General features: G+C 70.5%; 19 protein-coding genes. 2 read left to right on the forward strand and 17 right to left on the reverse strand.

What is annotated here, in order from left to right:
* Positions 1 to 25: 25 nt before the first annotated feature.
* Positions 26 to 874 (reverse strand): TraR/DksA family transcriptional regulator, encoded by an 849-nt coding sequence (locus OG485_RS13575; RefSeq protein WP_328668583.1) that lies wholly within the window; start codon positions 872 to 874, stop codon positions 26 to 28.
* 582 nt (positions 875 to 1,456) lie between these two features.
* On the opposite strand from OG485_RS13575, the gene ileS reads away from it, so the two are divergent.
* Positions 1,457 to 4,600, forward strand: coding sequence for an isoleucine--tRNA ligase (ileS, locus tag OG485_RS13580; RefSeq protein ID WP_328668584.1), 3,144 nt, complete (start codon positions 1,457 to 1,459; stop codon positions 4,598 to 4,600).
* A gap of 434 nt (positions 4,601 to 5,034) precedes the next feature.
* Here ileS and OG485_RS13585 read toward each other — a convergent pair whose 3' ends face one another.
* The 16 genes from OG485_RS13585 to rsmH all read right to left on the reverse strand — a co-directional run bounded on the left by OG485_RS13585 (position 5,035) and on the right by rsmH (position 23,112).
* Entirely contained in the window at positions 5,035 to 6,354 is a 1,320-nt protein-coding gene (locus tag OG485_RS13585) for a DivIVA domain-containing protein (protein WP_328668585.1), read from the reverse strand.
* 55 nt (positions 6,355 to 6,409) lie between these two features.
* The gene (locus OG485_RS13590; RefSeq protein WP_326788310.1) at positions 6,410 to 6,697 is read right to left on the reverse strand and encodes a YggT family protein; all 288 of its coding nucleotides are present in this window, start codon (positions 6,695 to 6,697) and stop codon (positions 6,410 to 6,412) included.
* 52 nt (positions 6,698 to 6,749) lie between these two features.
* A complete protein-coding gene (sepF, locus tag OG485_RS13595) occupies positions 6,750 to 7,391 on the reverse strand; it encodes a cell division protein SepF (RefSeq protein WP_328668586.1) in 642 nt (213 codons plus the stop codon).
* A gap of 129 nt (positions 7,392 to 7,520) precedes the next feature.
* On the reverse strand, positions 7,521 to 8,240 hold the full coding sequence (locus tag OG485_RS13600) for a YggS family pyridoxal phosphate-dependent enzyme (protein ID WP_328668587.1): 720 nt from the start codon (positions 8,238 to 8,240) through the stop codon (positions 7,521 to 7,523).
* 6 nt (positions 8,241 to 8,246) lie between these two features.
* Positions 8,247 to 8,984, reverse strand: a complete 738-nt coding sequence (gene pgeF, locus OG485_RS13605) for a peptidoglycan editing factor PgeF (protein WP_328668588.1) — start codon at positions 8,982 to 8,984, stop codon at positions 8,247 to 8,249.
* Positions 8,981 to 10,174, reverse strand: a complete 1,194-nt coding sequence (gene ftsZ, locus OG485_RS13610; protein WP_328668589.1) for a cell division protein FtsZ — start codon at positions 10,172 to 10,174, stop codon at positions 8,981 to 8,983. Before ftsZ ends, pgeF begins: the two co-directional genes overlap by 4 nt.
* A gap of 275 nt (positions 10,175 to 10,449) precedes the next feature.
* Positions 10,450 to 11,235, reverse strand: a complete 786-nt coding sequence (locus OG485_RS13615) for a cell division protein FtsQ/DivIB (RefSeq protein WP_328668590.1) — start codon at positions 11,233 to 11,235, stop codon at positions 10,450 to 10,452.
* Positions 11,236 to 11,260: 25 nt separating this feature from the next.
* A complete protein-coding gene (murG, locus tag OG485_RS13620) occupies positions 11,261 to 12,352 on the reverse strand; it encodes an undecaprenyldiphospho-muramoylpentapeptide beta-N-acetylglucosaminyltransferase (protein WP_328453423.1) in 1,092 nt (363 codons plus the stop codon).
* Positions 12,353 to 12,358: 6 nt separating this feature from the next.
* Entirely contained in the window at positions 12,359 to 13,717 is a 1,359-nt protein-coding gene (gene ftsW / locus OG485_RS13625) for a putative lipid II flippase FtsW (protein ID WP_328668591.1), read from the reverse strand.
* A 68-nt stretch (positions 13,718 to 13,785) separates the two neighbouring features.
* Positions 13,786 to 15,213 (reverse strand): UDP-N-acetylmuramoyl-L-alanine--D-glutamate ligase, encoded by a 1,428-nt coding sequence (gene murD / locus OG485_RS13630; RefSeq protein ID WP_328668592.1) that lies wholly within the window; start codon positions 15,211 to 15,213, stop codon positions 13,786 to 13,788.
* Entirely contained in the window at positions 15,195 to 16,265 is a 1,071-nt protein-coding gene (gene mraY, locus OG485_RS13635; protein WP_328674426.1) for a phospho-N-acetylmuramoyl-pentapeptide-transferase, read from the reverse strand. The genes murD and mraY overlap by 19 nt, the downstream gene beginning before the upstream one ends.
* A complete protein-coding gene (locus OG485_RS13640) occupies positions 16,265 to 17,671 on the reverse strand; it encodes a UDP-N-acetylmuramoyl-tripeptide--D-alanyl-D-alanine ligase (RefSeq protein ID WP_328668593.1) in 1,407 nt (468 codons plus the stop codon). The genes mraY and OG485_RS13640 overlap by 1 nt, the downstream gene beginning before the upstream one ends.
* Before the next feature lie 4 nt (positions 17,672 to 17,675).
* Positions 17,676 to 19,196 carry a UDP-N-acetylmuramoyl-L-alanyl-D-glutamate--2,6-diaminopimelate ligase gene (locus OG485_RS13645; protein WP_328668594.1) on the reverse strand — a complete coding sequence of 507 codons (1,521 nt, stop codon included), beginning with the start codon at positions 19,194 to 19,196 and terminating at the stop codon, positions 17,676 to 17,678.
* Between the two features lie 204 nt (positions 19,197 to 19,400).
* Positions 19,401 to 21,353 carry a peptidoglycan D,D-transpeptidase FtsI family protein gene (locus OG485_RS13650; RefSeq protein ID WP_328668595.1) on the reverse strand — a complete coding sequence of 651 codons (1,953 nt, stop codon included), beginning with the start codon at positions 21,351 to 21,353 and terminating at the stop codon, positions 19,401 to 19,403.
* A 5-nt stretch (positions 21,354 to 21,358) separates the two neighbouring features.
* Positions 21,359 to 21,889 carry a septum formation initiator family protein gene (locus OG485_RS13655; RefSeq protein WP_328668596.1) on the reverse strand — a complete coding sequence of 177 codons (531 nt, stop codon included), beginning with the start codon at positions 21,887 to 21,889 and terminating at the stop codon, positions 21,359 to 21,361.
* Positions 21,890 to 22,104: 215 nt separating this feature from the next.
* Positions 22,105 to 23,112, reverse strand: a complete 1,008-nt coding sequence (gene rsmH / locus OG485_RS13660; protein ID WP_328668597.1) for a 16S rRNA (cytosine(1402)-N(4))-methyltransferase RsmH — start codon at positions 23,110 to 23,112, stop codon at positions 22,105 to 22,107.
* Positions 23,113 to 23,538: 426 nt separating this feature from the next.
* Here rsmH and OG485_RS13665 point away from each other — a divergent pair, with 426 nt between their 5' ends.
* A complete protein-coding gene (locus OG485_RS13665; RefSeq protein ID WP_328668598.1) occupies positions 23,539 to 24,087 on the forward strand; it encodes a beta-class carbonic anhydrase in 549 nt (182 codons plus the stop codon).
* Positions 24,088 to 24,316 lie beyond the last annotated feature (229 nt).

Here is a 24,316-nt window from a genome sequence, read left to right on the forward strand (position 1 = left end):
CGCGCTCCCGTGCGGCGCCCGGGGCTCAGTGCCTGCGTTCCTGCTTCTGCTTGCACTCGACGCACAGGGTGGCGCGCGGAAAGGCCTGCATACGGGCCTTCCCGATGGGGTTGCCGCAGTTCTCGCAGAGCCCGTAGGTGCCCGCGTCGAGGCGGTCCAGGGCGTGCTCGGTCTGTTCCAGCGTTTCGCGCGCGTTCGAGTTGAGCGCCATCTCGTGCTCGCGTGTGATGTTCTTCGTACCGGTGTCCGCCTGGTCGTCGCCCGCGCCGTCGCCGGAGTCCCGCATCAGGCCCGCGAGAGCCTCCTCGGACGAAGAGATCTCGGTACGCAGCCGCAGCGCCTCCGACTGGAGCTCCGCGCGGGCCGCCCCGACCTCCTCCGGTGTCCAGGGGTCCTCTCCCGGCCGCACCGCGAGCTCTCCGGGCTCCACCGCGGCGATCCTCGCCTTCGGTACCGCGGTGGCCTTCTTCGCGGCCGTGGCCGCGCCACGGGTCTTCTTCGCAACCACCGTCGTGGCTCCCGTCGTCTTCGCGGCCTCGGCCGCGCCCTGGGCCGCCGAAGCGGCGGTCTTCCTGGCCGTACCGGTGCTCTTCCTCGCCGTGCCCGTGCTCTTCCTCGCCGCGGAGGCTGCGGAGGCCGCCGATTTCCCGGACGCGGACTTTCCCGCCGTCGCCGCCTTCCTCGCCGTGGTCTTCCCGCCGGCCGTCTTCTTGGCCGCGGCCTTGGCGGACGCGGTCCCCGAGGAGGCCGCCTTCGTCCCGGCCGTCTTCGCGGAGGCCGCCCGCGCGTTCTTCTTCCCGCCCGGGTCCTTGGCCGCCGCACTCGTGGATCTGCCCGACGCCGACTGCTGTACGGCGGTCTTCTTCGCCACCATGGCCGCGGCCCCTTCACATATTGTGATCTTGCTCGCGAATCGTGCTGGGACGATAAATCGACTTCCGGCCCGCGGCAACGGGGCCTGCCACGATTCGCCCGCCACGCGAGCCCCGCGCGGCGAGTCTGCCTGCGTTGTGCCCAGCTCCCCGCCGGGTAATCCGACGGGACCGGCGTCCCGGGATCCGGACGCGCGCACCTCGCCATTCGGGTCACCGAGCGGGCCACGGCGGTGACCGGGAAAACCGGTCGGCCGCCGTCCCCGGTGCGCCGTACACTGGGCGCAGCGAGAAGCGTGGATGGGGACGAGTAGCGGCGTACGCGGCCAGGAGCGACCCGGGGACGGTGGAAGCCCGGGGGCGAGCGCGACGCGAAGATCACCCCGGAGCCGCCGGAAGAACACCCCCTGAGGGGCCAGTAGACCCGGCATCGCGACCCCAATGAGGGGGCTCACCGACACGAACGGCGCGTCGGAGGGCCAAGGAGGGTGGTACCGCGGGAGCGCGCCGCACACGGCGTCCGTAGCAACACGGCTCTCGTCCCTCCGACGGAAGGCAGAAAGTCCGTTGGAGGAAGCTCGCCGATGACAGCGCCGACGTACCGCCAGGTGCCCGCCCAGGTCGACCTGCCCGCCCTCGAGCACGCCGTGCTCGACTTCTGGCGTGAGCAGAAGATCTTCGCCAAGAGCCTCGAGCAGTCCGAGGGCCGGCCGGAGTGGGTGTTCTACGAAGGTCCGCCCACCGCCAATGGCATGCCGGGCGCCCACCACATCGAAGCGCGCGTCTTCAAGGACGTCTTCCCGCGCTTCCGCACCATGCGCGGCTATCACGTGGCCCGCAAGGCCGGCTGGGACTGCCACGGCCTGCCGGTCGAGCTGGCGGTCGAGAAGGAGCTCGGCTTCACCGGCAAGCAGGACATCGAGGCGTTCGGCATCGCCGAGTTCAACGACCGGTGCCGCCAGTCCGTGACCCGTCACACCGACGCGTTCACCGAGCTGACGAACCGCATGGGCTACTGGGTCGACCTGGACGACGCCTACCGGACCATGGACCCCGAGTACATCGAGTCCGTGTGGTGGTCGCTCAAGGAGATCTTCAACAAGGGCCTGCTGGTCCAGGACTACCGCGTGGCGCCCTGGTGCCCGCGCGACGAGACGGGCCTGTCGGACCACGAGCTGGCCCAGGGCTACGAGACGATCGTCGACCCCTCCGTGTACGTCCGTTTCCCGCTCACCTCCGGTCCGCTGGCCGGCCGTGCCTCGCTCCTGGTGTGGACGACCACGCCGTGGACGCTGGTGTCCAACACCGCGGTCGCCGCCCACCCGGGTGTCACCTATGTCGTCGTGACGAACGGCGAGGAGCAGCTCGTCGTCGCGCAGCCGCTCGTGGAGAAGGCGCTCGGCGAGGGCTGGGAGGCCACCGGCGAGTCCTTCACGGGTGCCGAGATGGAGCGCTGGACGTATCAACGTCCGTTCGAGCTCGTCGAGTTCCCCGAGCCCGCCCATTTCGTGGTCAACGCCGAGTACGTGACGACCGAGGACGGTACGGGTCTGGTCCACCAGTCCCCCGCCTTCGGCGAGGACGACCTCAAGGTCTGCCGCTCGTACGGCCTCCCGGTCGTGAACCCGGTCCGCACCGACGGCACCTTCCAGGAGGACGTCCCGCTCGTCGGCGGCATCTTCTTCAAGAAGGCGGACGAAAAGCTCACCGAGGACCTCCAGACCCGCGGCCTGCTCTTCAAGCACGTGCCGTACGAGCACAGTTACCCGCACTGCTGGCGCTGCCACACCGCGCTCCTGTACTACGCGCAGCCCTCCTGGTACATCCGCACCACGGCCGTCAAGGACCGTCTCCTGGAGGAGAACGAGGGGACCAACTGGTTCCCGGAGTCCGTCAAGCACGGCCGCTTCGGCGACTGGCTGAACAACAACATCGACTGGGCGCTCTCGCGCAGCCGTTACTGGGGTACCCCGCTGCCGCTGTGGACCTGCGAGGAGGGCCACCTCACCTGTGTCGGCTCGCGCGCGGAACTGTCCGAGCTGACCGGCACCGACCAGTCGGAACTCGACCCGCACCGCCCGTACATCGACGCGGTCACCTTCCCGTGCCCGCAAGACGGCTGCGGCCTGACGGCGACCCGCGTCCCCGAGGTCATCGACGCCTGGTACGACTCGGGTTCGATGCCGTTCGCGCAGTGGGGCTACCCGTACAAGAACAAGGAGATCTTCGAGAGCCGCTACCCGGCGCAGTTCATCTCCGAGGCCATCGACCAGACGCGCGGCTGGTTCTACACGCTGATGGCCGTCGGCACCCTGGTGTTCGACAAGTCCTCGTACGAGAACGTCGTGTGCCTCGGCCACATCCTCGCCGAGGACGGCCGCAAGATGTCCAAGCACCTGGGCAACATCCTCCAGCCGATCCCGCTGATGGACCAGCACGGCGCCGACGCGGTGCGCTGGTTCATGGCGGCCGGCGGCTCCCCGTGGGCGGCCCGGCGCGTGGGCCACGGCACCATCCAGGAGGTCGTCCGCAAGACGCTCCTCACCTACTGGAACACCGTCGCCTTCCAGGCGCTGTACGCCCGCACCAGCGACTGGGCGCCCAGCGAGGCCGATCCGGCCCCGGCGGACCGCCCGGTCCTGGACCGCTGGCTGCTCTCCGAACTCCACGCGCTCACCGACCAGGTGACGCAGGCTCTGGAGGCGTACGACACCCAGCGGGCCGGAAAGCTCCTGTCGGCCTTCGTCGACGACCTCTCGAACTGGTACGTGCGCCGCTCCCGCCGCCGCTTCTGGCAGGGCGACAAGGCCGCGCTGCGCACGCTGCACGAGGTCGTGGAGACCGTCACGCGGCTGATGGCCCCGCTGACGCCGTTCATCACCGAGCGGGTCTGGCAGGACCTGGTCGTCCCGGTCTCCCCGGACGCCCCGGAGTCCGTGCACCTGTCGACCTGGCCGGAGGCGGACCTGTCCGTCATCGACCCGGAGCTGTCGCGCCAGATGGTGCTGGTGCGCCGTCTCGTCGAGCTCGGCCGGGCCACGCGCGCGGAGTCGGGCGTCAAGACCCGTCAGCCGCTGTCCCGCGCGCTGATCGCCGCGACCGGCTTCGGGACCCTCGACCCCGAACTGCACGCGCAGATCACCGAGGAGCTGAATGTGAGTTCGCTCGCCTCACTCTCCGAGGTCGGCGGCTCACTGGTCGACACCACGGCGAAGGCGAACTTCCGCGCGCTGGGCAAGCGCTTCGGCAAGGGCGTCCAGGATGTGGCGAAGGCCATCGCCGGGACGGATGCCGCCGCCCTGTCCCTCGCCCTGCGCGAGGGCAACGCGTCGGTCGAGGTCGGCGGCGAGACCGTGACCCTGGCCCCGGACGAGGTCATCATCACAGAGACCCCGCGCGAGGGCTGGTCGGTGGCCTCCGACTCCGGCGCGACCGTCGCGCTCGACCTGGAGATCACCGAGGAGCTGCGGCAGGCGGGCCTCGCCCGTGACGCGATCCGGCTGATCCAGGAGGCCCGCAAGAACAGCGGCCTCGACGTCGCCGACCGCATCGCGCTCCGCTGGACCTCCACGGACCCGGCGGTCGTCGCGGCGCTCGGCGAGCACGCCGGTCTCATCGCCGACGAGGTCCTCGCCACGGACTTCGCGCGGGGAGAGGCCGACGACACCTACGGGGAGCCGTTCACCGACGAGGGCCTGTCCCTGGTGTTCCGCCTCCGCAAGGCGTGACGAGGACGCCACACCCGTAGCGAAGGCCCGGGGCCACCAGGACATCCTGGTGACCCCGGGCCTTCGGCGTGACGCCCGCCTCCCCACGCCCCGACCCCGGACCCTCGGCAACACAGCCCGCCTCCCCACGCCCAACCCCGGGCCGTCGGCGTCACGGCTGGCTCCCCACGCCCTGTCCCAGGCTTTCGGCGTAACGCCCGCCTCTCCGCGTCCCGACCCCGGCCCTCGGTGCAACGCGCCGCCGTACCGGGGGCCGCGAGCCGCCCGTACAGGGCGTCCCGACCCCGTGGGCCGCCGATGGACCCGCGCACCCGTACCAGCGCCCCCTGGCCCCCGCACAAGCCTTTGGCAGGCACGCAAAAGGGCGGGGCCCCCGGATCTCTCCGGGGGCCCCGCCCTGAATGCTGCCGACGCCTAAGGCGTTCCGGTGGCCGTCAGTTGTCGTCCTCGTCGATGAGGAACCCGCGCATCGGCGAGGGCGCCTGCTGCATCGGCGACGGGCCCTGGGGCCGCACCGGAGCCATCGGCTGGGTCATCGCGGGCGACATCTGCTGCTGCCCGCCGTAGGACGGTCCCCCCTGCGACGGCCCGCCCATGCCCGGGTTGCCGCCGTAGGACGGCGCACCGGCACCCGCGGGAGCCATCGACGGCGCGGAGGCCGCCGGCAGCGACGCGGCGGCCGGGGTACGCGGCGGAGCGAGCGAGTCGTCCGCCTGCGTCTCCAGCTGGCGCAGCTGCGACTCCAGGTAGGACTTCAGACGCGTGCGGTACTCGCGCTCGAAGCCGCGCAGGTCCTCGACCTTGCGCTCCAGCGTGGCGCGGGCGGACTCCAGGGAGCCCATCGCGACGCGGTGCTTCTCCTGCGCGTCCCGCTCCAGGGCGTCGGCCTTGGCACGGGCGTCGCGCTCCAGACCCTCGGCGCGGCTACGGGCCTCACCGACGATCTTGTTGGCTTCGGAGCGCGCCTCGGCGATCGCCTGGTCGGCGGTCTGCTGAGCCAGCGAGAGGACACGCGCGGCGCTGTCGCCACCGGGGCCCTGCTGCGGCATCTGCTGACCGGGGCCGCCCATCGGGCCACCCATCGGACCGCCCATGGGGCCACCCATGGGACCGCCCATCTGCTGCATCTGGCCGGGACCCTGGCCCATGGGGCCACCCATCTGCTGCATCTGGCCGGGACCCTGGCCCATGGGGCCACCCATCTGCTGCATCTGGCCGGGACCCTGACCCATGGGGCCCTGGCCCATCGGACCCTGACCCATGGGGCCCTGGCCCATCGGACCCTGACCCATGGGGCCCTGGCCCATCGGACCCTGACCCATGGGGCCCTGGCCCATCGGACCCTGGCCCATGGGGCCCTGACCCTGCGGGCCGCCCTGGCCACTGGGGCCCGCGGGCAGCGCGGGAGCACCGCTCGGCAGCTGAGGCGGACCACCCATGGGGCCGCCCATGCCCTGCGGCGGACCTGATATCCCGGCGGGCACAGGAGCGCCAGGCCCTCGCATACCCTGCGGCGGGCCCTGCTGGTCCTGCTGCTCGGGCGGTTTGCGCATACCCTGCTGCTGCTGGTTCTGCGCGGCCGCGCGGGTGGCGGCGGCCAGCTTGGCGCGCAGGTCCTCGTTCTCGCGGAGCAGGCGAGTCAGTTCGGCTTCGACCTCGTCGAGGAAGGCATCGACCTCGTCCTCGTCATAGCCTTCTCGGAGGCGGACGGTCGTGAACTGTTTGTTCCGCACGTCCTCGGGGGTCAACGGCATCTCTTCACCTCAACGTAGTCGTCGGCATTCGGCAAGACCGTATCGTTCACATCGCTCACATCACGCTCTGCGCAAGTCTGATCAAGATGAAAACGATGATCATCAGCACGAAGAAGGACAGGTCAAGCGCCACGCCCCCGAGACGCAGCGGCGGAATGAACCGCCGCAGAAGCTTGAGCGGTGGATCGGTGACAGTGTAGGTGGCCTCCAGAACGACCACCATCGGCTTGCCGGGTTGCCATGAGCGGGCGAACTGGAAGACGTAGTCCATGACCAACCGGAAAATCAGCACGATGAGGAAGCACATCAGCGCGATGTAGAAGACCTGCCCGACCACGCTCATGATCCGCGCTTCCCTCTCCCCTGTTTTCCATACGGTGTTCCGGTCCTGCGTCTCAGCTCTGGTTGAAGAACCCGCCCTCTGCGATGCGAGCCTTGTCCTCCGCCGTGACATCGACGTTAGCAGGCGACAACAGGAACACCTTCTGCGTCACCCGCTCGATGCTGCCGTGGAGACCGAACACCAAACCGGCGGCGAAGTCGACAAGTCGCTTGGCGTCAGTATCGTCCATCTCCGTCAGGTTCATGATCACCGGGGTGCCCTCGCGGAAGTGTTCCCCGATGGTACGGGCCTCGTTGTAGGTCCGGGGGTGCAGCGTGGTGATCCGGTACGGCTCTCGTTCCGACACGACCTTGGGCATGATCACCGGGGCGTTCTTCTCCAGGCTCTGACGTTCTTGTGTGATGGACGCCACGGGGGCGATGCGCGCCGGACGCCCGGACTCCGAGGCGAGCGAGGCGGAATGCGGCACCGGGTCACGCGGCGCCGGGGGCTGTACTACTCGTACCGGTTCGTCCCTTTGGGACAAGTGCGCCTGATGTGACTGGTGCGGCGGCTCATGCCGCCGCCGGTCCCGCTCGGGCTCCGGGTCGAGTTCGGGCTCGAAGTCGTCGTCGGGGTCGAATCCTCTGCCGTCGTACCCATCGTCCTCCACGAGGCCGAGGTAGACCGCCATCTTGCGCATCGCGCCGGCCATGCTCTGAGTCCTCCGCTCTGTGGTGGATCGGCTGACGAAGTGCCAAGTGCCCGCGATCCACGAGGTCGTTATGCCCGCATTTGGCGGTAATGACCATATTTTCTGCTGTGGTCCGACTTCTTGGCGACGTTACCGGAGGCCGGGTCGGACTCCGAGTACCGCAGTACCGACGCGTACATGTGTCGCTCCGGCCGCCACGGCCTGTTCGAGATCCGAGCTCATCCCTGCCGAGACCATGTTCGCAGCCGGATGGGTCCGGCGCAGGACAGTCGACAAATCCATCAGCCGCTCGAACGCCTGTTGTTGACGTCCCTCGTACGCGCCGGTGAGCGGAGCGACGGTCATCAGCCCGTCGAACCGGAGCCCCGGGGACTGCGCGACGAGGTCGGCCAACTCCTCCACCCCGCCGACACCCACGCCTCCCCGCTCGCCCCGGCCGCCCTCCTGCGCGTCCAGCGCGACCTGGACGAGGCATCCCACTTCGCGTTCCGCCAGCACCGCTTCCTTCGAGAGGGCCGCAACAAGCCGGGAACGGTCGACGGACTGCACGAAATCCGCGTAACCGACCACAGAACGCACCTTATTGGTCTGCAATTGACCGACAAAATGCCACAACAGGGGCAGGTCCGAGCACTCCGCCCTCTTGGGCGCAGCGTCCTGGTCCCGGTTCTCGGCCACGTGACGCACACCGAGTTCCGACAGGATCCGCACATCACTGGCGGGATAGGTCTTGGTGACCACGATCAGGGTCACCTCTTCGCGCTCGCGCCCGGCGGCCGCGCACGCCGCCGCGATGCGCTCTTCCACTTTCGCCAGGTTCGCGGCGAGTTGCGCCTTACGGTCCGTCATGCCCCATCAGTCCAGCCAGACATAACCCGCGAGCCGCCCGGTGGTGCGGTCCCGTCGGTACGAGAAGTGGTCCCTTGATTCGAGTGTGCACACCGGCGACTGCTCGCGGTCGCGCACTCCGAGCCGTTCGAGCTGAGCGTGCACCCCGGCGGTCACGTCGACCGCGGGAGTCCCCCACCCGGTCTCGGAGTACGCCGCGGGTTCCACGGCGGCGACCTCGGCGCGCATCGCGTCCGGCACCTCGTAGCACCGCCCGCAGACGGCGGGTCCGGTGCGGGCGACGATCCTGGCCGGGTCGGCGCCGAGTTCCACCATGGCCCGTACGGCCGCGGGAACCACGCCGGCGACCATGCCGGGCCGTCCCGCGTGCGCGGCGGCCGCCACACCGGCGACGGGGTCGGCCAGCAGGACGGGCGTGCAGTCGGCGGTGAGGACGGCGAGCGCGAGCCCTCGCCGCGCCGTGACGATCGCGTCGACGGCGGGGATCTCCGAGGCGCCCCAGGGCTCCTCGACGACCGCCACGTCCGGCCCGTGCACCTGGTTCATCCAGACGACCCGGGCCGCGTCGAGTCCGAGCGCCTTGGCGGCGAGTTCCCGGTTGGCGCGTACGGCGTCGGGGTCGTCGCCGACCGCCCCGCCGAGGTTGAGCTCCTCGTACGGAACGGCGCTCACCCCGCCCCACCTGTCGGTGAAGGCGAAGTGGGCGCCGCTCACGGTGCTCGCAGCGGAGCGCTGTCCTATCACTTCAGGAAGTCCGGCACGTCCAGTTCCTCGGCGGCGCTGTCCGAGTAGGAGCGGGACGGCGGGACCGGCGGGGACACCGGCAGCTCGCTGACCGGCTCCGGGGCGGGCTCCGGAGCGGGCTCCTTGGGCGTGACGCTGCCGAGCGACCCGAAGGACGGGCGGCTCTCGGCGGGACGCGACGGGGCGGGGTCGTCGCGTCGGGTCGCGGCCGAGCCGAGGACGTTCTCCCGCTTGGCCGGCGGCTGCCCGCCGTCGAAGCCGGCGGCGATGACGGTGACCCGCACCTCGTCGCCGAGGGCGTCGTCGATGACCGCGCCGAAGATGATGTTGGCCTCGGGGTGCGCCGCCTCGCTGACCAGCTGGGCCGCTTCGTTGATCTCGAACAGGCCGAGGTCGGAGCCACCGGAGATGGACAGCAGGACGCCGCGGGCGCCGTCGATGGAGGCTTCCAGCAGCGGCGAGGAGATGGCCATCTCGGCCGCCGCCACCGCGCGGTCGTCGCCGCGGGCGGAGCCGATGCCCATGAGAGCCGAACCGGCCTCGGACATCACGGACTTGACGTCGGCGAAGTCGAGGTTGATCAGACCGGGCGTGGTGATCAGGTCGGTGATGCCCTGGACGCCGGAGAGCAGGACCTGGTCCGCCGACTTGAAGGCGTCGAGGACCGAGACCTGGCGGTCCGAGATGGACAGCAGCCGGTCGTTCGGGATGACGATGAGGGTGTCGACCTCTTCGCGGAGTTCCGCGATGCCGTCCTCGGCCTGGTTGGCGCGGCGCCGGCCCTCGAAGGTGAACGGGCGGGTGACCACGCCGATGGTGAGGGCGCCCAGCGAGCGGGCGATGTTGGCCACGACGGGCGCGCCGCCGGTACCGGTGCCGCCGCCCTCTCCGGCCGTCACGAAGACCATGTCGGCCCCCTTGAGGACCTCCTCGATCTCCTCGCGGTGATCCTCGGCGGCCTTGCGGCCGACTGCCGGGTTGGCTCCGGCCCCCAGGCCGCGCGTGAGTTCCCGGCCGACGTCGAGCTTGACGTCGGCGTCGCTCATCAACAGCGCCTGCGCGTCGGTGTTGATGGCGATGAACTCGACGCCCTTGAGACCGACCTCGATCATCCGGTTGATGGCATTGACACCACCGCCGCCGACACCGATGACTTTGATGACTGCGAGGTAGTTCTGCGGTGCTGCCACGTCGAAGGCCTCTCGCCTCGAGTTACGTGTCGTCGCCTCGCGTGTTCGCGATCCGACGACTGATGCCGAATGGGGCGGTCCGAACGCCGACCCGAACCCTAACGCTGAAGTTTAGGGTTACCAGTGTGTCTGTTCCTTGGACTCTTCCGAACAGGACACTAAGTCGACAAGTGGTGCGCGTTCAACGAACACGCCGAACCTCCCGTTTTTCTTTTCACCCTATGTGATCAGGCTCGACACTGCCCAACCAGGGTGCTGGCCTGCATCGATGCGGGTCAACTGCTCGACGATGCGGGGGCGGTGGGGGCACTTACGTCGAAGTGCCGGGCCCCGGAATCGGCTTTCATGAGAGCAAGGAGCGTCCTGGCCTTCGCCCGGCCCTTCTCGGCGCTGCCCCACTCGACGGTCCGGCCGCCGCTCAACTCCAGCGAAACGGCGTCGTAGGAACGGACCTTGACGGTACGGGTGTCACGGGCGACTTCGTCCGGAATGTCCCGCGCGATCCGCACCGCCTCGCGCACGAGCCGGTCGGCGGGGAAGCGGCGCGCCGCGGCGCGCTTCGACACCGCCAACTCCAGGACGGGTACACCCTTCGGAGCGGCGGAAACCGTGGCGAACCGGACTCCCCCGGCGTCCACTTCGACGAATTTCGTGCCTTTTCTGACCATCAGGACCGGAGTCCGTTCGGTCACGCGCAGACCGATTCCGTGCGGCCAGGACCGGAAGACCTCGACCGAGTCGATCCGGGGCAATTCCCTGAGCAGCCGCGCCTCGATCGCGTCCGTGTCGACGGAGACCAGCGGGGATCCGACCGGTACACCGGCCGCCTCCCGCACCTGCGCGACGGTCAGCACCCGCGTCCCGGAGACGGACACGCGCTCCGTGCGCAGCCAGGCGGAGCCGTAGAGGATCCACACCGCGGCCGCCCCGGCCAACACCACGGCGAGCAAAAGGACGATGAGCCTGCGAAGGCGGCGGAGCCGCCCGGCGAGGGGCGGCCGGGGCGGGCCGGACTCCAGCTTCTGCCGTTCACCGCGCTCGGCGGTCGTCGGTCCGGCCACACTCCCTGCCTTCCCTCATGCGGTCCTAGCGGTGGCGCGAGGCGATCGCCTCGTACACCATGCCGACGAGCAGGTCGTCGGCGTCCCGGCGGCCGAACTCACTGGCGGCGACGGACATCTCGTACAGCTTGTGCGGGTCCGCGAGCACGGGCAGCACGTTCTGCTGCACCCACTGCGGGGTCAGCTCAGCGTCGTCGACCAGCAGTCCGCCGCCGGCCTTGACCACCGGCTGGGCGTTCAGCCGCTGTTCGCCGTTGCCGATGGGCAGCGGGACGTAGGCGGCGGGCAGTCCGACGGCGGAGAGCTCGGCGACGGTCATCGCGCCCGAGCGGCAGAGCATCATGTCGGCCGCGGCGTACGCGAGATCCATCCGGTCCACATACGATACCGGGATGTACGGGGGCATTCCCGGCATCTGCTGCACCTGCGGCAGTTCGTTCTTCGGACCCACCACGTGCAGGATCTGGATCCCGGCCTGCTGGAGGTACGGAGCCGCCTGCTGGACCACCTCGTTGAGGCGGCGGGCGCCCTGCGAGCCGCCCGACACGAGCAGCGTCGGCAGGTTCGGGTCGAGCCCGAACGCGGCGCGCGCCTCGGGCCGTACCGCTGCGCGGTCCAGGGTGGCGATGGAGCGGCGCAGCGGGATGCCGATGTAACGGGCCCCGCGGAGCTTGCTGTCGGGCGTGGAGACGGCCACCTGCGCCGCGTACCGCGATCCGATCTTGTTGGCGAGGCCGGGGCGGGCGTTGGCCTCGTGGATGATGATCGGCACGCCGAGGCGCTTGGCCGCCAGGTAGCCGGGCAGGGCGACATAGCCGCCGAAGCCGACGACCGCGTCCGCCTTGGTCCGCTCCATGATCTGCTCGACGGCCTTGATCGTGCCGCGCAGCCGTCCCGGGACGGTGATCAGTTCGGGGGTGGGCTTGCGCGGCAGCGGTACGGCCGGGATCAGCGCGAGTTCGTAGCCGCGCTCGGGTACGAGCCGGGTCTCCAGTCCGCGTTCCGTGCCCAGGGCCGTGATTCCCACGGTCGGGTCCTGCCTGCGCAGGGCATCCGCGAGGGCGAGCGCGGGCTCGATGTGGCCGGCGGTCCCCCCGCCGGCGAGTACGACATGCACCGAAATTCACCGCTCTCCGGACGAACGCGCCGCAGAGGCACGCCGTCGCATCGTGTTCCATCTCCGGGGCCCCGCGGCCCTTGCGGACTCTCTCACCGCACCCCGCTTTCTGCCAAAGCGGGGTTGCCGCATCGCGAGAGCCGCCCGCGCAGCGGGGTCCTCACGCGCGAAGGCGATCAGCAACCCGATGGCGAACATGGTCGGCAGCAGGGCGGAGCCCCCGTAGGAGAACAGCGGGAGCGGGACACCGGCGATCGGCAGCAGACCGAGCACCGCACCGATGTTGATCACGGCCTGCGCCGTGATCCAGGTGGTCACGCCTCCCGCGGCATACCTCACGAAGGGGTCCTCCGTGCGTCCGGCCACGCGGATACCCGCATAGCCTAGAGCCGCGAACAGGGCGAGCACCGACAGCGTCCCCGCGAGGCCCAGTTCCTCCCCAGTGATGGCGAAGATGAAGTCGGTGTGCGCTTCGGGCAGTTGGCCCCATTTCTCCACACTGGCCCCGAGGCCGGAGCCGAAGAGTCCGCCGGAGGCGAGGGCGTAGATGCCGTGCACGGCCTGCCAGCAGGTGTCGTGCGGCCCCGGCTCGGTCGCGCCGATGCAGGCCAGCCTGGACATGCGGTTGGGGCTCGTCCTGATGAGGAGGAAGCCGATCGCCAGCGCGACGGAGAGCACGCCCACGAACAGCCGGGTGGGCGCCCCGGCCAGCCACAGCAGCCCGAACAGGATGGCGGTGAGGATGATCGCCGTGCCCATGTCGCCGCCCAGCATGATCAGGCCAAGCAGCATGAAGGCGGCGGGCACGAGCGGCACCAGCATGTGTTTCCACTGGGTCAGCAGCCGCTTGTCCTGTTTGCGAGCGAGCAGATCGGCTCCCCAGAGCACGAGCGCGAGCTTGCCGAACTCGCTGGGCTGGATCTGGAACGAGCCGCCCAGCGAGATCCAGTTCTGGTTGCCGTTGACCGAGAGACCTATCCCGGGCACCTGCACCAGAACCATCATGAAGACGGCGCCCGCCAGGATCGGGTAGGCCAGCGCCCGGTGCAGTTTCACCGGCATCCGGGAGGCGGCGAACAGCAGCACGCCGCCGATCAGGGCGGCCAGGAACTGCTTGCGGAAGAAGTACGAGCCGGGCAGCGAGAGCTGGAGCGCCGTGATCTGCGAGGCCGAGTAGACCATCACGAGCCCCAGCACGGTGATCAGCAGGCTGCCGCCCAGGATCAGGTAGTACGCGGTCAGCGGCCGGTCCCAGGCCTTGCGGGCACGCAGGTAGAGACGGCGTACGGGGTTGTCGCGCGGCACCCCGGCGGCGGGACGGCCGGCCCGCCGCACGGGAGGACGGCCGGTGCGGCTAGTCGGCATCGGAGTCTTTGGTCCACAGCGATGTCACGCGTCCGTCCCTCCCTGGTTCGCCCGGCCAGGCAACCGGGTCAGGCGCCGAGTTCGCGGACCGCCTCCGCGAACGCGTCACCGCGCTTGTTGTAGTTGGCGAACATGTCCATCGACGCGCAGGCCGGGGCCAGCAGCACGGTGTCCCCGGGCTCGGCGAGCCCCCTGGCCTCCTGGACAGCCGCGAGCATCGCCCCAGTGTCGGTCCGGTCGAGGTCGACGACCGGTACCTCGGGGGCGTGTCGCGCCAGGGCTTCACGGATCAGCGCGCGGTCCGCGCCGATCAGGACGACGCCCCGCAGCCGCTTCGCCGACCGGGCGACGAGCTCGTCGAAGGTCGCGCCCTTGGCGAGCCCTCCGGCGATCCACACGATCGACTCGTAGGCCGCCAAGGAGGCTTCCGCGGCATGCGTGTTGGTGGCCTTGGAGTCGTCGACGTAGGCGACCTCGTCCACGTCGGCCACGTGCGCGATGCGGTGCGCGTCCGGGGTGAAGTCCCGCAGCCCGTCCCGTACGGCCCGGGGAGGCACCCCGAAGGCGCGCGCGAGGGCCGCCGCGGCAAGGGCGTTGGCGATGTTGTGCGGGGCGGGCGGAGTGACGTCGGAGACCTCCGCCAGCTCCTGGGCGTTCTTCTGCCGGTTCTCGACGAAGGCGCGGTCGACCAGGATGCCGTCCACGACGCCGAGTTGGGAGGGCCCCGGGGCGCCGAGGGTGAAGCCGACGGCGCGGCACCCCTCCTCGACGTCCGCGGCGCGCACCAGGTCCTCGGTGGCCTTGTCGGCCACGTTGTAGACGCACGCGACGCGATTGCCCTCGTAGATACGGCCCTTGTCGGCGGCGTACGCCTCCATGGAGCCGTGCCAGTCGAGATGGTCGGGCGCGAGGTTCAGCACGGCCCCGGAGTGGGCGCGCAGCGAGGGCGCCCAGTGGAGCTGGTAGCTGGAGAGTTCGACCGCGAGGACGTCGTAGGGCTCCTCGCCGAGGACGGCGTCGAGGAGGGAGACGCCGATGTTCCCGACCGCCGCCGTGCGCAGGCCCGCCGCCTTCAGGATGGAGGCGAGCATCTGGACGGTGGTGGTCTTGCCGTTGGTGCCGGTGACCGCGAGCCAGGGGGCCGGCTCCCTGCCGTCCAGCCCCCGCAGCCGCCAGGCGAGTTCGACGTCGCCCCAGACGGGGACGCCCGCCTCGGCGGCCGCGGTGAACAGCGGCTTGTCCGGCTGCCAGCCGGGCGCGGTCACGATGAGTTCGGTGCCCTCGGGCAGGGTCGCGCCGTCACCGAGGCGCACGGTGACGCCGAGCGCCTCCAGGTCCGCGGCCTGCGCACGGGCCCGTTCGTCGTCGCCGTCGTTGACGACCGTGACGAGCGCCCCGAGGCCGTGCAGGACCTTGGCCGCCGGGATTCCCGATACGCCGAGGCCGGCGACGGTGACGCGCTTCCCCTGCCAGTTGGTCACTTCTTGGCTGCCCATCCCGCGTAGAAGAGGCCGAGTCCGACGATCACGCAGATGCCCTGGATGATCCAGAATCGGACCACCACAAGGACTTCGGACCAGCCCTTGAGTTCGAAGTGGTGCTGAAGCGGGGCCATGCGGAAGACACGCTTCCCGGTCAGCTTGAAGGAGCCGACCTGGATGACCACCGACATGGTGATGAGGACGAACAGGCCGCCCATGATGGCCACCAGCAGCTCGGTGCGGGAGAGGATGGCCAGGCCGGTGAGGACACCGCCGAGGGCGAGCGAACCCGTGTCGCCCATGAAGATCTTGGCGGGCGACGTGTTCCACCACAGGAAGCCCAGGCAGGCACCCATCAGGGCGGAGGCCACCACGGCCAGGTCGAGCGGATCGCGCACCTCGTAGCAGGCACCCGGGTTGGTCAGGGTCGTCGCGTTGGCGCACGACTCCTGGAACTGCCAGACCCCGATGAACGTGTAGGCGCCGAAGACGAGGACGGAGGCGCCGGTGGCCAGACCGTCCAGACCGTCGGTCAGGTTCACGCCGTTCGACATCGCGAGGATCATGAACAGCGCCCAGATCACGAACAGCACCGGGCCGATCGTCCAGCCGAAGTCGGTGATGAACGACAGCTTGGTGGAAGCCGGGGTGTTGCCTCGGTTGTCGGGGAACATCAGGGCCAGCACCGCGAAGGAGATGCCGACGATCAGCTGTCCTGCCATCTTCGCCTTGGCCCGCAGACCGAGCGAACGACGCTTGACGATCTTGATGTAGTCGTCCAGGAAGCCGACCATGCCCATGCCGAACATCAGGCCGAGGACCAGCAGACCCGAGTAGGTCGGCGCGTAGCCGGTGATGAGCTTGCTCAGGAAGTAGGCGGCGATCGTCGCCAGGATGAAGGCGATACCACCCATGGTCGGCGTACCGCGCTTGCTGGCGTGCTCGCGCGGGCCGTCGTCGCGGATGTACTGGCCGTAGCCCTTCTTGGCCAGCAGCTTGATCAGCAGCGGAGTGCCGGCCAGGGTCAGGAAAAGACCGAGGACTCCCGCGAACAGGATCTGCTTCATCATCGGGCGGAAACCTCACCCTCGGTACCGTCGGCGAGCAGCGCGAGCGCCACCCGTTCCAGCCCGACGGACCTGGACGCCTTCACGAGCACGACGTCCCCTGGGCGCAGCTCGCTGCGCAACAGGTCGACAGCCGCCTGTGCGTCGGACACGTGCACCGACTCCTCACCCCACGAACCCTCGTTATATGCGCCCAGTTGCAGCCAGGACGCTTCCCTGCCCCCGACCGCGACGAGCTTGCCGACATTGAGCCGGACGGCAAGCCGTCCGACCGCGTCGTGCTCGGCGAGCGCCTCGTCCCCGAGCTCGGCCATCTGACCGAGCACCGCCCACGTACGACGTCCCTTGCCCATTGCCGCGAGCGCGCGCAGGGCGGCTCGCATGGACTCGGGGTTCGCGTTGTAGGCGTCGTTGACGACCGTCACGCCGTCCGGACGCTCGGTGACCTCCATCCGCCAGCGGGAGAGGGAGCCCGCCTCGGAGAGCGCGCGGGCGATCTCGTCTGCGGACATGCCCAGCTCATGGGCGACGGCGGCCGCGGCGAGCGCGTTCGACACGTGGTGCTCACCGTACAGGCGCATGGTCACATCACTGCACCCGGAGGGTGTGCGAAGACTGAAGGAAGGCTGTCCGCTCTCCGTGAGCCGGACGTTCTCGGCCCGTACGTCCGCTTCGTCGGACTCTCCGAAGAGGATCACGCGCGCCTTCGTGCGCGACGCCATGGCGCGGACGAGGGGATCGTCGGCGTTCAGGATCGCGGCGCCGTCCTCGGGGAGGCTCTCGACGAGCTCGCCCTTTGCTTGCGCGATCTGTTCGCGGCCGCCGAACTCGCCGATGTGGGCGGTGCCGACGTTGAGGACGAGACCGATCTTCGGCGGGGTGAGCTCCGTCAGATAACGGATGTGGCCGACGCCGCGGGCGCCCATCTCCAGCACGAGGAACTTCGTCTCCTCGGTGGCGCTGAGCGCGGTGAGCGGCAGTCCGATCTCGTTGTTGAGGGAACCGGGGGTGAAGACGGTCGGCGCCTTGCTCCGCAGCACCTGGGCGATCAGGTCCTTGGTGCTGGTCTTGCCCGCGGAGCCGGTGAGGGCCACGAGGGTCGCGCCGAGCCGTTCGACGACATGGCGGGCGAGGGCGCCGAGAGCCGTCTGCACGTCGTCGACGACGATGGCGGGCACGCCGACGGGGCGGGACGCCAGGACGGCGGCCGCGCCGGCCGCGATCACCGCCCCGGCGTAGTCGTGCCCGTCCACGCGTTCGCCGACGAAGGCGACGAAGAGGCTGCCGGACTCCACTTCACGGGAGTCCCTGACGACCGGTCCGGTGACCTGTAGCGCCGGATCCGGTATGTCGTACGTCTGCCCGCCGACGACTGCTGCGATCTCGGCGAGAGAAAGGGCGATCACAAGTTCATCCCTGGGTCTGCTGGATAGCTTCGCGAAGCACCTGGCGGTCGTCGAAGGGACGCACCACCCCGGCGATGTCCTGGCCCTGCTCGTGGCCCTTGCCCGCGACCAGCACGGTGTCTCCCGGCTTTGCGCGCGCGACGGCCGCGGCGATGGCGGCGGCCCGGTCCTCGAAGACCTGGATCTCGCCCCGCTCGTGGGCCGGTACCTCGGCGGCTCCCGCGAGCATCGTGGCGAGGATCGCGAGCGGATCCTCGGAACGGGGGTTGTCGGAGGTGAGGACGGCGGTGTCGGCGAGCCGGGCCACGGCCGCGCCCATCGGCTTCCTCTTGGTCCTGTCACGGTCGCCGCCGCAGCCGAGCACCACGTGCAGTCTGCCCTCGGTCACCTTGCGCAGGGCGCGCAGGACGGATTCGACGGCGTCCGTCTTGTGGGCGTAGTCGACGACGGCGAGGTAGGGCTGGCCCTCGTCCACGCGCTCCAGCCGGCCCGGGACCCCGGGGACGGCGGCGATGCCGTCGGCCGCGGTCTGCGGGTCGATCCCGGCGGCCGCGAGGGCGACGATCGCGGCGAGCGTGTTCGCCACGTTGAAGGGGCCGGCGAGCGGCGAGCGGGCGGTGATCCGCTCGCCCTTCGGGCCCACCGCGGTGAACGTCGAGTCCATCGGGCCGACCTCGACCTCCTCGGCGCGCCAGTCGGCGTCCGGGTGGCCCTCGGCGGAGAAGGTGACGACGGGGACGGTGGCCTCCCCGGCGAGCCTGCGGCCGTACTCGTCGTCGAGGTTCACGACGCCGAGCCGGCTGCGCCTGGCCGTGAACAGCTGGGCCTTGGCCTGGAAGTAGTCCTCCATGCCCGTGTGGAACTCCATGTGTTCCGGGCTGAGGTTGTTGAAGACGGCGACGTCGAAGACGCAGCCGTCGACGCGGCCGAGGACCAGCGCGTGGCTGGAGACCTCCATCGCGACGGAGTCGACCCCGCGCTCGCGCATGACGGCGAACAGGGCCTGGAGGTCGGTGGCCTCGGGCGTGGTGCGCTCGGACTTGATGCGCTCGTCCCCGATGCGCATCTCGACGGTGCCGATCAGGCCGGTGGAGCGGACCGTCTTGAGGCCGCCCTCGACGAGGTAGGCCGTCGTGGTCTTGCCGGAGGTGCCCGTGATGCCGATCTGGAGGAGATCGCGCCCCGGGTGGCCGTAGATGGTGGCCGCCAGCTCTCCCATCGATCCGCGCGGGTTCTCCACGACGAGGACCGGCAGACCGGTGGCCGCGGCGCGGTCGGCGCCGGTCGGGTCGGTGAGCACGGCGACGGCGCCGAGGCCGGCCGCCTGGGTCACGAAGTCGGCTCCGTGCAGTCGGGCGCCGGGCAGGGCGGCGTACACGTCGCCGGGCCGCACCGCCCGGGAGTCATGGGTGATGCCCGTGACCCCGGCGTCGCTCGACGGCGTCTCGGCGCCCAGCTGATCGGCCAGCTCCGCGACGGGGATGGCGGAGACGTGAACCGGACGCGGCGGCCCCGGATATGTCACAGGGACGCCCTTCTGGGTGGTTTGGGACTGATCAGCTTGTGGCACGGCGGTGAGCGTACCGGGCCCACCCCCGCCGGGGCGAAGCGAGGGCGCGGACGGGGTGTGAGCGGAGGGCTGGTTCCCGGGGTCCGGGGTGATCGTTGTCACGAGTGGTTCCTGGTCCGTTGTGCGTGAGGGCTGATCAGGGCGTGCGGTCGGAGGCGGTCACGGCGTGAACTCCACGGGCAGACGGGCGGCGGGCGCGCCGGTGGGCGGGACCTGAAGGGTCTTCAGGGCGAACTCCATCACCTGCTTGAAGACGGGTCCGCAGATCTGGCCGCCGTAGTAGCTGCCCTTCGTGGCGTTCTGGATCGCGCAGTAGACGGTGATCCGGGGCTTGTCGGCGGGGGCGAAGCCGGCGAAGGAGGAGGTGTAGCCGTGGTACTTCCCGGTGGCCGGATCCACGCGGTTGGCCGTACCGGTCTTGCCCGCGACCCGGTACCCGGGGATGCGCGCCCTGATGCCGGTGCCCTGCTTGTCGTCCACCACGGACTCCAGCATCCGGGCGAGCGCCTTCGCCGTCTTCTCGCTCACGACCCGGGTCTTCCTCGGCTCGGCGGCGGGTGCGAAGCGGCCGTCGGGCCCCTTCGTACCGCGCACCAGGGTCGGTTCGACACGGACGCCGCCGTTGGCGATCGTCGAGTAGACGGAGGCCGCCTGCATCGCGTTGATCGACACGCCCTGGCCGAAAGGGATCGTGTACTGCTGCGAGGTCGACCACTTGCCGGCGGGAGCGAGGATGCCCGCCGTCTCGCCGGGGAAACCGAGCCCGGTCTGGCTGCCGATGCCGAACTTGCGCAGATACGAGTAGAGGACCTGGTTGGCCTGTTTCTGGGTCTTTCCGAGCTGGCCGGTCGCCAGGATGGTGCCGATGTTGCTGGACATGGCGAGAACGCCGTTGAGCGTGAGGTTCCAGGTCTTGTGGTCGACGTCGTCCTGGAAGAGCCGGTCGCCGCGGTGCAGCCGGTTGGGCACGACGACATGGGTCGCGGGGGTCGCCGCGTTCTCCTGGAGGACGGCGGCCATCGACATCACCTTGGCGGTGGAGCCGGGCTCGTACGCGTCCTGGAGCGCCGCGTTGCCCATGGCCGCCGCGTCGGCCTGGGTGAGGTCGTTGGGGTCGAAGCCGGGCGCGTTGGCCATGGCGAGGATCTGGCCGGTCCTCGTGTCCTGCACTATCACGTAGCCGCGGTCCGCCCCGGACTTCTTCACCTGCTCGCTGATGGCGTCCTGCGCGGCCCACTGGATGTCCCGGTCGATGGTGAGCTCGACATCGGAACCGGCCACGGCCGGTGTCTCGGTGGAACCCACGGTCGGCACCTGACGGCCCCCGGACTGGGCGTAGCGGATCTTGCCGTCCTTGCCGGTGAGCTCCTTGTCCAGCTGCTGCTCGACGCCTCCGGCGCCCTTGCCCTCGGCGTTGACCCAGCCCAGTATCCCGGCGGCGAGGTCGCCGTTCGGGTACACCCGCTTGCTGGCCGGTACCGCGAGGACGCCCGCGAGGACGTTGACCGTGCTCCGGTCGGTCTCGGCCTTGGTCCCGAGGGTGCTCTTGAGGTCCTTGATCTGCTGCCAGACCTGGGGGGTGCGGCGGTGCGCGAGGAGGACGTAGCGGGTGTTCTCCGTCCGCAGCTTCCTGGCGACGGTGTCGACGTCCTGGCCGATGATCGGGCCGAGGAGCGCGGCGGCCTGTTCGGGTGCGTCCCCCACCTTGGTGGCCTCGCGGGTGAACATCGTCGGGTCCGCGGTGATGTCGTACGCGTCCACGCTCGTCGCCAGTTCGACGCCGTCCCGGTCGGTGATCCCACCGCGCTCGGCGGCCAGGGTGCGCCCGACATAGCGGTTCTGCTCGGCCTTGGCGGCGTAGGCGCCCGCGTCCACGGCCTGCACCTGGAGCAGCCGTACGACGAACGCGATCATCACCAGCGTCAGGGCGAGGCTGACCATGCGCAGACGGGGGCGCGGGCTGCCGAGCCGGATGAGACGCGGGCCGTCGGAGCGGTTCGCGGCCGGGCGGCGTACCGGGCGGGCACCCGGCCCCGGACGGTTCCGGCCGGCGGGGCGCGCGGGCCTGGCGGGGCCGGGCACCCGGCGGCGCGGCGGTTCCCTGTCGGACACTTCCGTCACCTGCCAGGGGTCGTGGGGGGCTGTGTGGATGCTCCCGCGGAGCGCTGCCGCGAGCCGGGAGCCGGTGTCGCGCCGCGCGCCGGACCCGCGGCCCGGCTCGGGGTGCGGGCCGGAGAGGGGGCGAGGACCTCGGGCGGGGGAATCACCGGGGCGCTCGCGGCGGCTCCGGCGGCTCCGGGAACGCCCTTGACCTTGCCGTCGGGGCCGAGGAAGGCCGGATCGCCGCCGGGGACCATGCCGAGTTCGCGGGCGCGGCGCTGGAGGGCGTCGGGGGCCGAGTAGGAGTCCACGTCCCGCTGGAGGGCCTGTTCCTCGTCGGTCAGGCTCTTGGTCTCCTTCTGGAGGTCGTCGAGGCGGAACGCGCCTTCGCTGAGCGCCGAGTTCAGCACGAGGAGCCCGATGAGGCCGCCGCCGAGGAGAAGGACGACCAGGAGGACGAAGGGGGTACGGGCCGCCTGCCCGGCCCCGGCGGGGAGGAGCCGCGCGAGCCGGGCGGCCCGTCCCCTGAGTTCGGGTCTGCCGCTCACGCGCCCTCCCTGTGGCTCTGGTGCGCCGCCTTCACGGCCGCTCCATGGGTCCGGTTCCCCTATTCACGAAACCACCGTGCGTCCGGTTCCCGGGCCCGGGGAACCGGCGCGGGTCCGGATGCCCGGTCCCCGCCGTCCGCCGGGTCCGGACATCGGGCCCACGGCGTCGCGCGAGCCCGGGTTTCCGCCTCACGGCCCCTCCTTCTCCCCGCGCCTCACTCGGCAGACTCCTCGCGGATGCGCTCCGCTCCCCGCAACCGGGCGGGAGCGGCCCGCCGGTTCTCGGCGACCTCTTCCTCGGTGGGAAGTTCGGCACCGCGGGTGAGGAGCTTGAGCCGGGGCTGGTAGCGCTCGGGGACCACCGGCAGTCCGGGCGGCGCGGTGTTGGCGGCGCCGGCCGCGAACACCTGCTTGACCAGCCGGTCCTCCAGCGAGTGGTACGACAGCACGGCGATGCGGCCGCCGACGGCGAGGGCCTTCACGGCCGCGGGAATCGCCCTCTCCAGGACACTCAGTTCGCCGTTGACCTCGATGCGCAGCGCCTGGAAGGTGCGCTTGGCGGGGTTGCCGCCGGTGCGCTTGGCCGCCTGGGGCAGCGCGTCACGGATCAGCTCGACGAGCCGCGCGCTGTTGGTGAAGGGCTCCTTCTCGCGCTCGCGCACGACCGCGGAGACGATCCGCTTGGCCTGCTTCTCCTCGCCGTACGCCCGCAGGATCCGCACCAGTTCGCCCGGCGGGTAGGTGTTGAGCACCTCGGCGGCGCTCATGCCGGTCGTCTGGTCCATGCGCATGTCGAGCGGGGCGTCCTGCGCGTACGCGAACCCCCGGTCGGCCTCGTCGAGTTGCATGGACGAGACACCGAGGTCGAACAGGACGCCCTGGACGCGCGGGATGTCCAGGCGGTCGAGCACGTCGGGCAGTTCGTCGTAGACGGCGTGCACCAGGGCGGCGCGGTCACCGTAGGGGGCGAGCCGCTCTCCGGAGAGGCGCAGCGCCTCCTTGTCACGGTCCAGGGCGACGAGCCGCACTCCGGGGAACCGGGTGAGCAGTGCCTCGCTGTGACCGCCGAGCCCGAGCGTGCAGTCGACGACCACGGCTCCCGGCTCGGCGAGGGCCGGGGCCAGCATGTCCAGGCACCGCCGGAGCATGACCGGGACGTGTCGGCTCTGTCCCTCCGGTCGCCCGCTGTCACCCTCGTCGGGAAGCGCTTCGCGCCCTTTCATTCCGGGCCCTCTCAGGTCCGGCGCGGCCGTACGCACCGCCGGGTCCCCACCCGCTCGGGAAAGGGAGGCCTGCCGGCGCCGGATGAATGGCGTCAGCCGACCGGGAGCAGGAGGAGGCCGAGCCGTACGTACGCGCCGCGCACGCGGGGAAACTCCGGAAAGTCGCCGGGTCTCCTGGGGAAAACAGTCCAACGGGGAGAGCCTCGCCTCCCGCTTCGCGTCACTTTAGTCCACGGTGTCGCGCGGTCAACCAACTGGCTTGCGCGTCGCGGACGGCGCTCGGACCGAAGCCGCGGATCCGGAAGAATCACCCGAACGGGCACGTCGTCACCGCCCGTGTGGATTACCTCACAACAAGCCGCGATGACATTCTTTGTCCCCTCTCACAACAGGACCGGCCCAAGCGTGACCAGTAACGTCACAGGTATGTCGACTTCCGCATCTGTTCCCGCCGAACCCGAAGAGGCCATAGACGACGAGCGCACGGTCACCGACCGACTCGTCGACGCGAACGGGAAATACGCCGCCGCCTTCTCCGACCCGGGAATGGACGCCCGCCCCGTGCTGCGGGTCGCCGTGGTCGCGTGCATGGACGCCCGTCTCGACCTGCACGCCGCGCTCGGCCTGCAGCTCGGCGACTGCCACACCATCCGCAACGCGGGCGGCGTGGTCACCGACGACGTGATCCGCTCCCTCACCATCAGCCAGCGCGCCCTCGGCACCCGCAGCGTGGCCCTCATCCACCACACCGGCTGCGGCCTGGAATCCCTCACGGAGGAGTTCCGGCACGACCTGGAGATGGAGGTCGGCCAGCGCCCCGCCTGGGCGGTCGAGGCCTTCCGGGACGTCGAACAGGACGTACGGCAGTCGATGCAGCGGGTGCGCACCTCCCCTTTTCTGGTGCACACCGACGACGTACGGGGCTTCGTCTTCGACGTCACGACGGGCCTGCTGCGGGAGATCGACCCCTCCTGACGGGCCCCGCCGGAGCCCCTGGTCGCCGGTCCTCCGCCGCTCGTGGGACTCTCTCTGCACCAAAACCCCGGCTGTCCGGTGCCCAAAGAGCCGTAAGAACTGACATATCGCGGCCACTTGTCCACAGGCGGATGACACGAACCGGTAACGGCAACAAGAATGCGGGTGTGGCGTCACGCGGAACCTTTCGCGCGTGGTGCCCGTGTTTCGGGGTGGGCCGGTCCGCACA

The organism is Streptomyces sp. NBC_00328 (assembly GCF_036139655.1).
Taxonomy (GTDB): Bacteria; Actinomycetota; Actinomycetes; order Streptomycetales; family Streptomycetaceae; genus Streptomyces.

Excerpts from the sequence above, each read along its gene's own strand:
- OG485_RS13585 (WP_328668585.1), bottom strand. The coding sequence starts at position 6,354 with ATGCCGTTGACCCCCGAGGACGTGCGGAACAAACAGTTCACGACCGTC.
- ftsW (WP_328668591.1), bottom strand. The coding sequence starts at position 13,717 with ATGCCGACTAGCCGCACCGGCCGTCCTCCCGTGCGGCGGGCCGGCCGT.
- OG485_RS13590 (WP_326788310.1), bottom strand. The coding sequence starts at position 6,697 with ATGAGCGTGGTCGGGCAGGTCTTCTACATCGCGCTGATGTGCTTCCTC.
- murD (WP_328668592.1), bottom strand. The coding sequence starts at position 15,213 with ATGGGCAGCCAAGAAGTGACCAACTGGCAGGGGAAGCGCGTCACCGTC.
- ileS (WP_328668584.1), top strand. The coding sequence starts at position 1,457 with ATGACAGCGCCGACGTACCGCCAGGTGCCCGCCCAGGTCGACCTGCCC.
- OG485_RS13600 (WP_328668587.1), bottom strand. The coding sequence starts at position 8,240 with ATGACGGACCGTAAGGCGCAACTCGCCGCGAACCTGGCGAAAGTGGAA.
- mraY (WP_328674426.1), bottom strand. The coding sequence starts at position 16,265 with ATGAAGCAGATCCTGTTCGCGGGAGTCCTCGGTCTTTTCCTGACCCTG.
- OG485_RS13665 (WP_328668598.1), top strand. The coding sequence starts at position 23,539 with ATGTCGACTTCCGCATCTGTTCCCGCCGAACCCGAAGAGGCCATAGAC.
- OG485_RS13575 (WP_328668583.1), bottom strand. The coding sequence starts at position 874 with ATGGTGGCGAAGAAGACCGCCGTACAGCAGTCGGCGTCGGGCAGATCC.
- sepF (WP_328668586.1), bottom strand. The coding sequence starts at position 7,391 with ATGGCCGGCGCGATGCGCAAGATGGCGGTCTACCTCGGCCTCGTGGAG.
- rsmH (WP_328668597.1), bottom strand. The coding sequence starts at position 23,112 with ATGAAAGGGCGCGAAGCGCTTCCCGACGAGGGTGACAGCGGGCGACCG.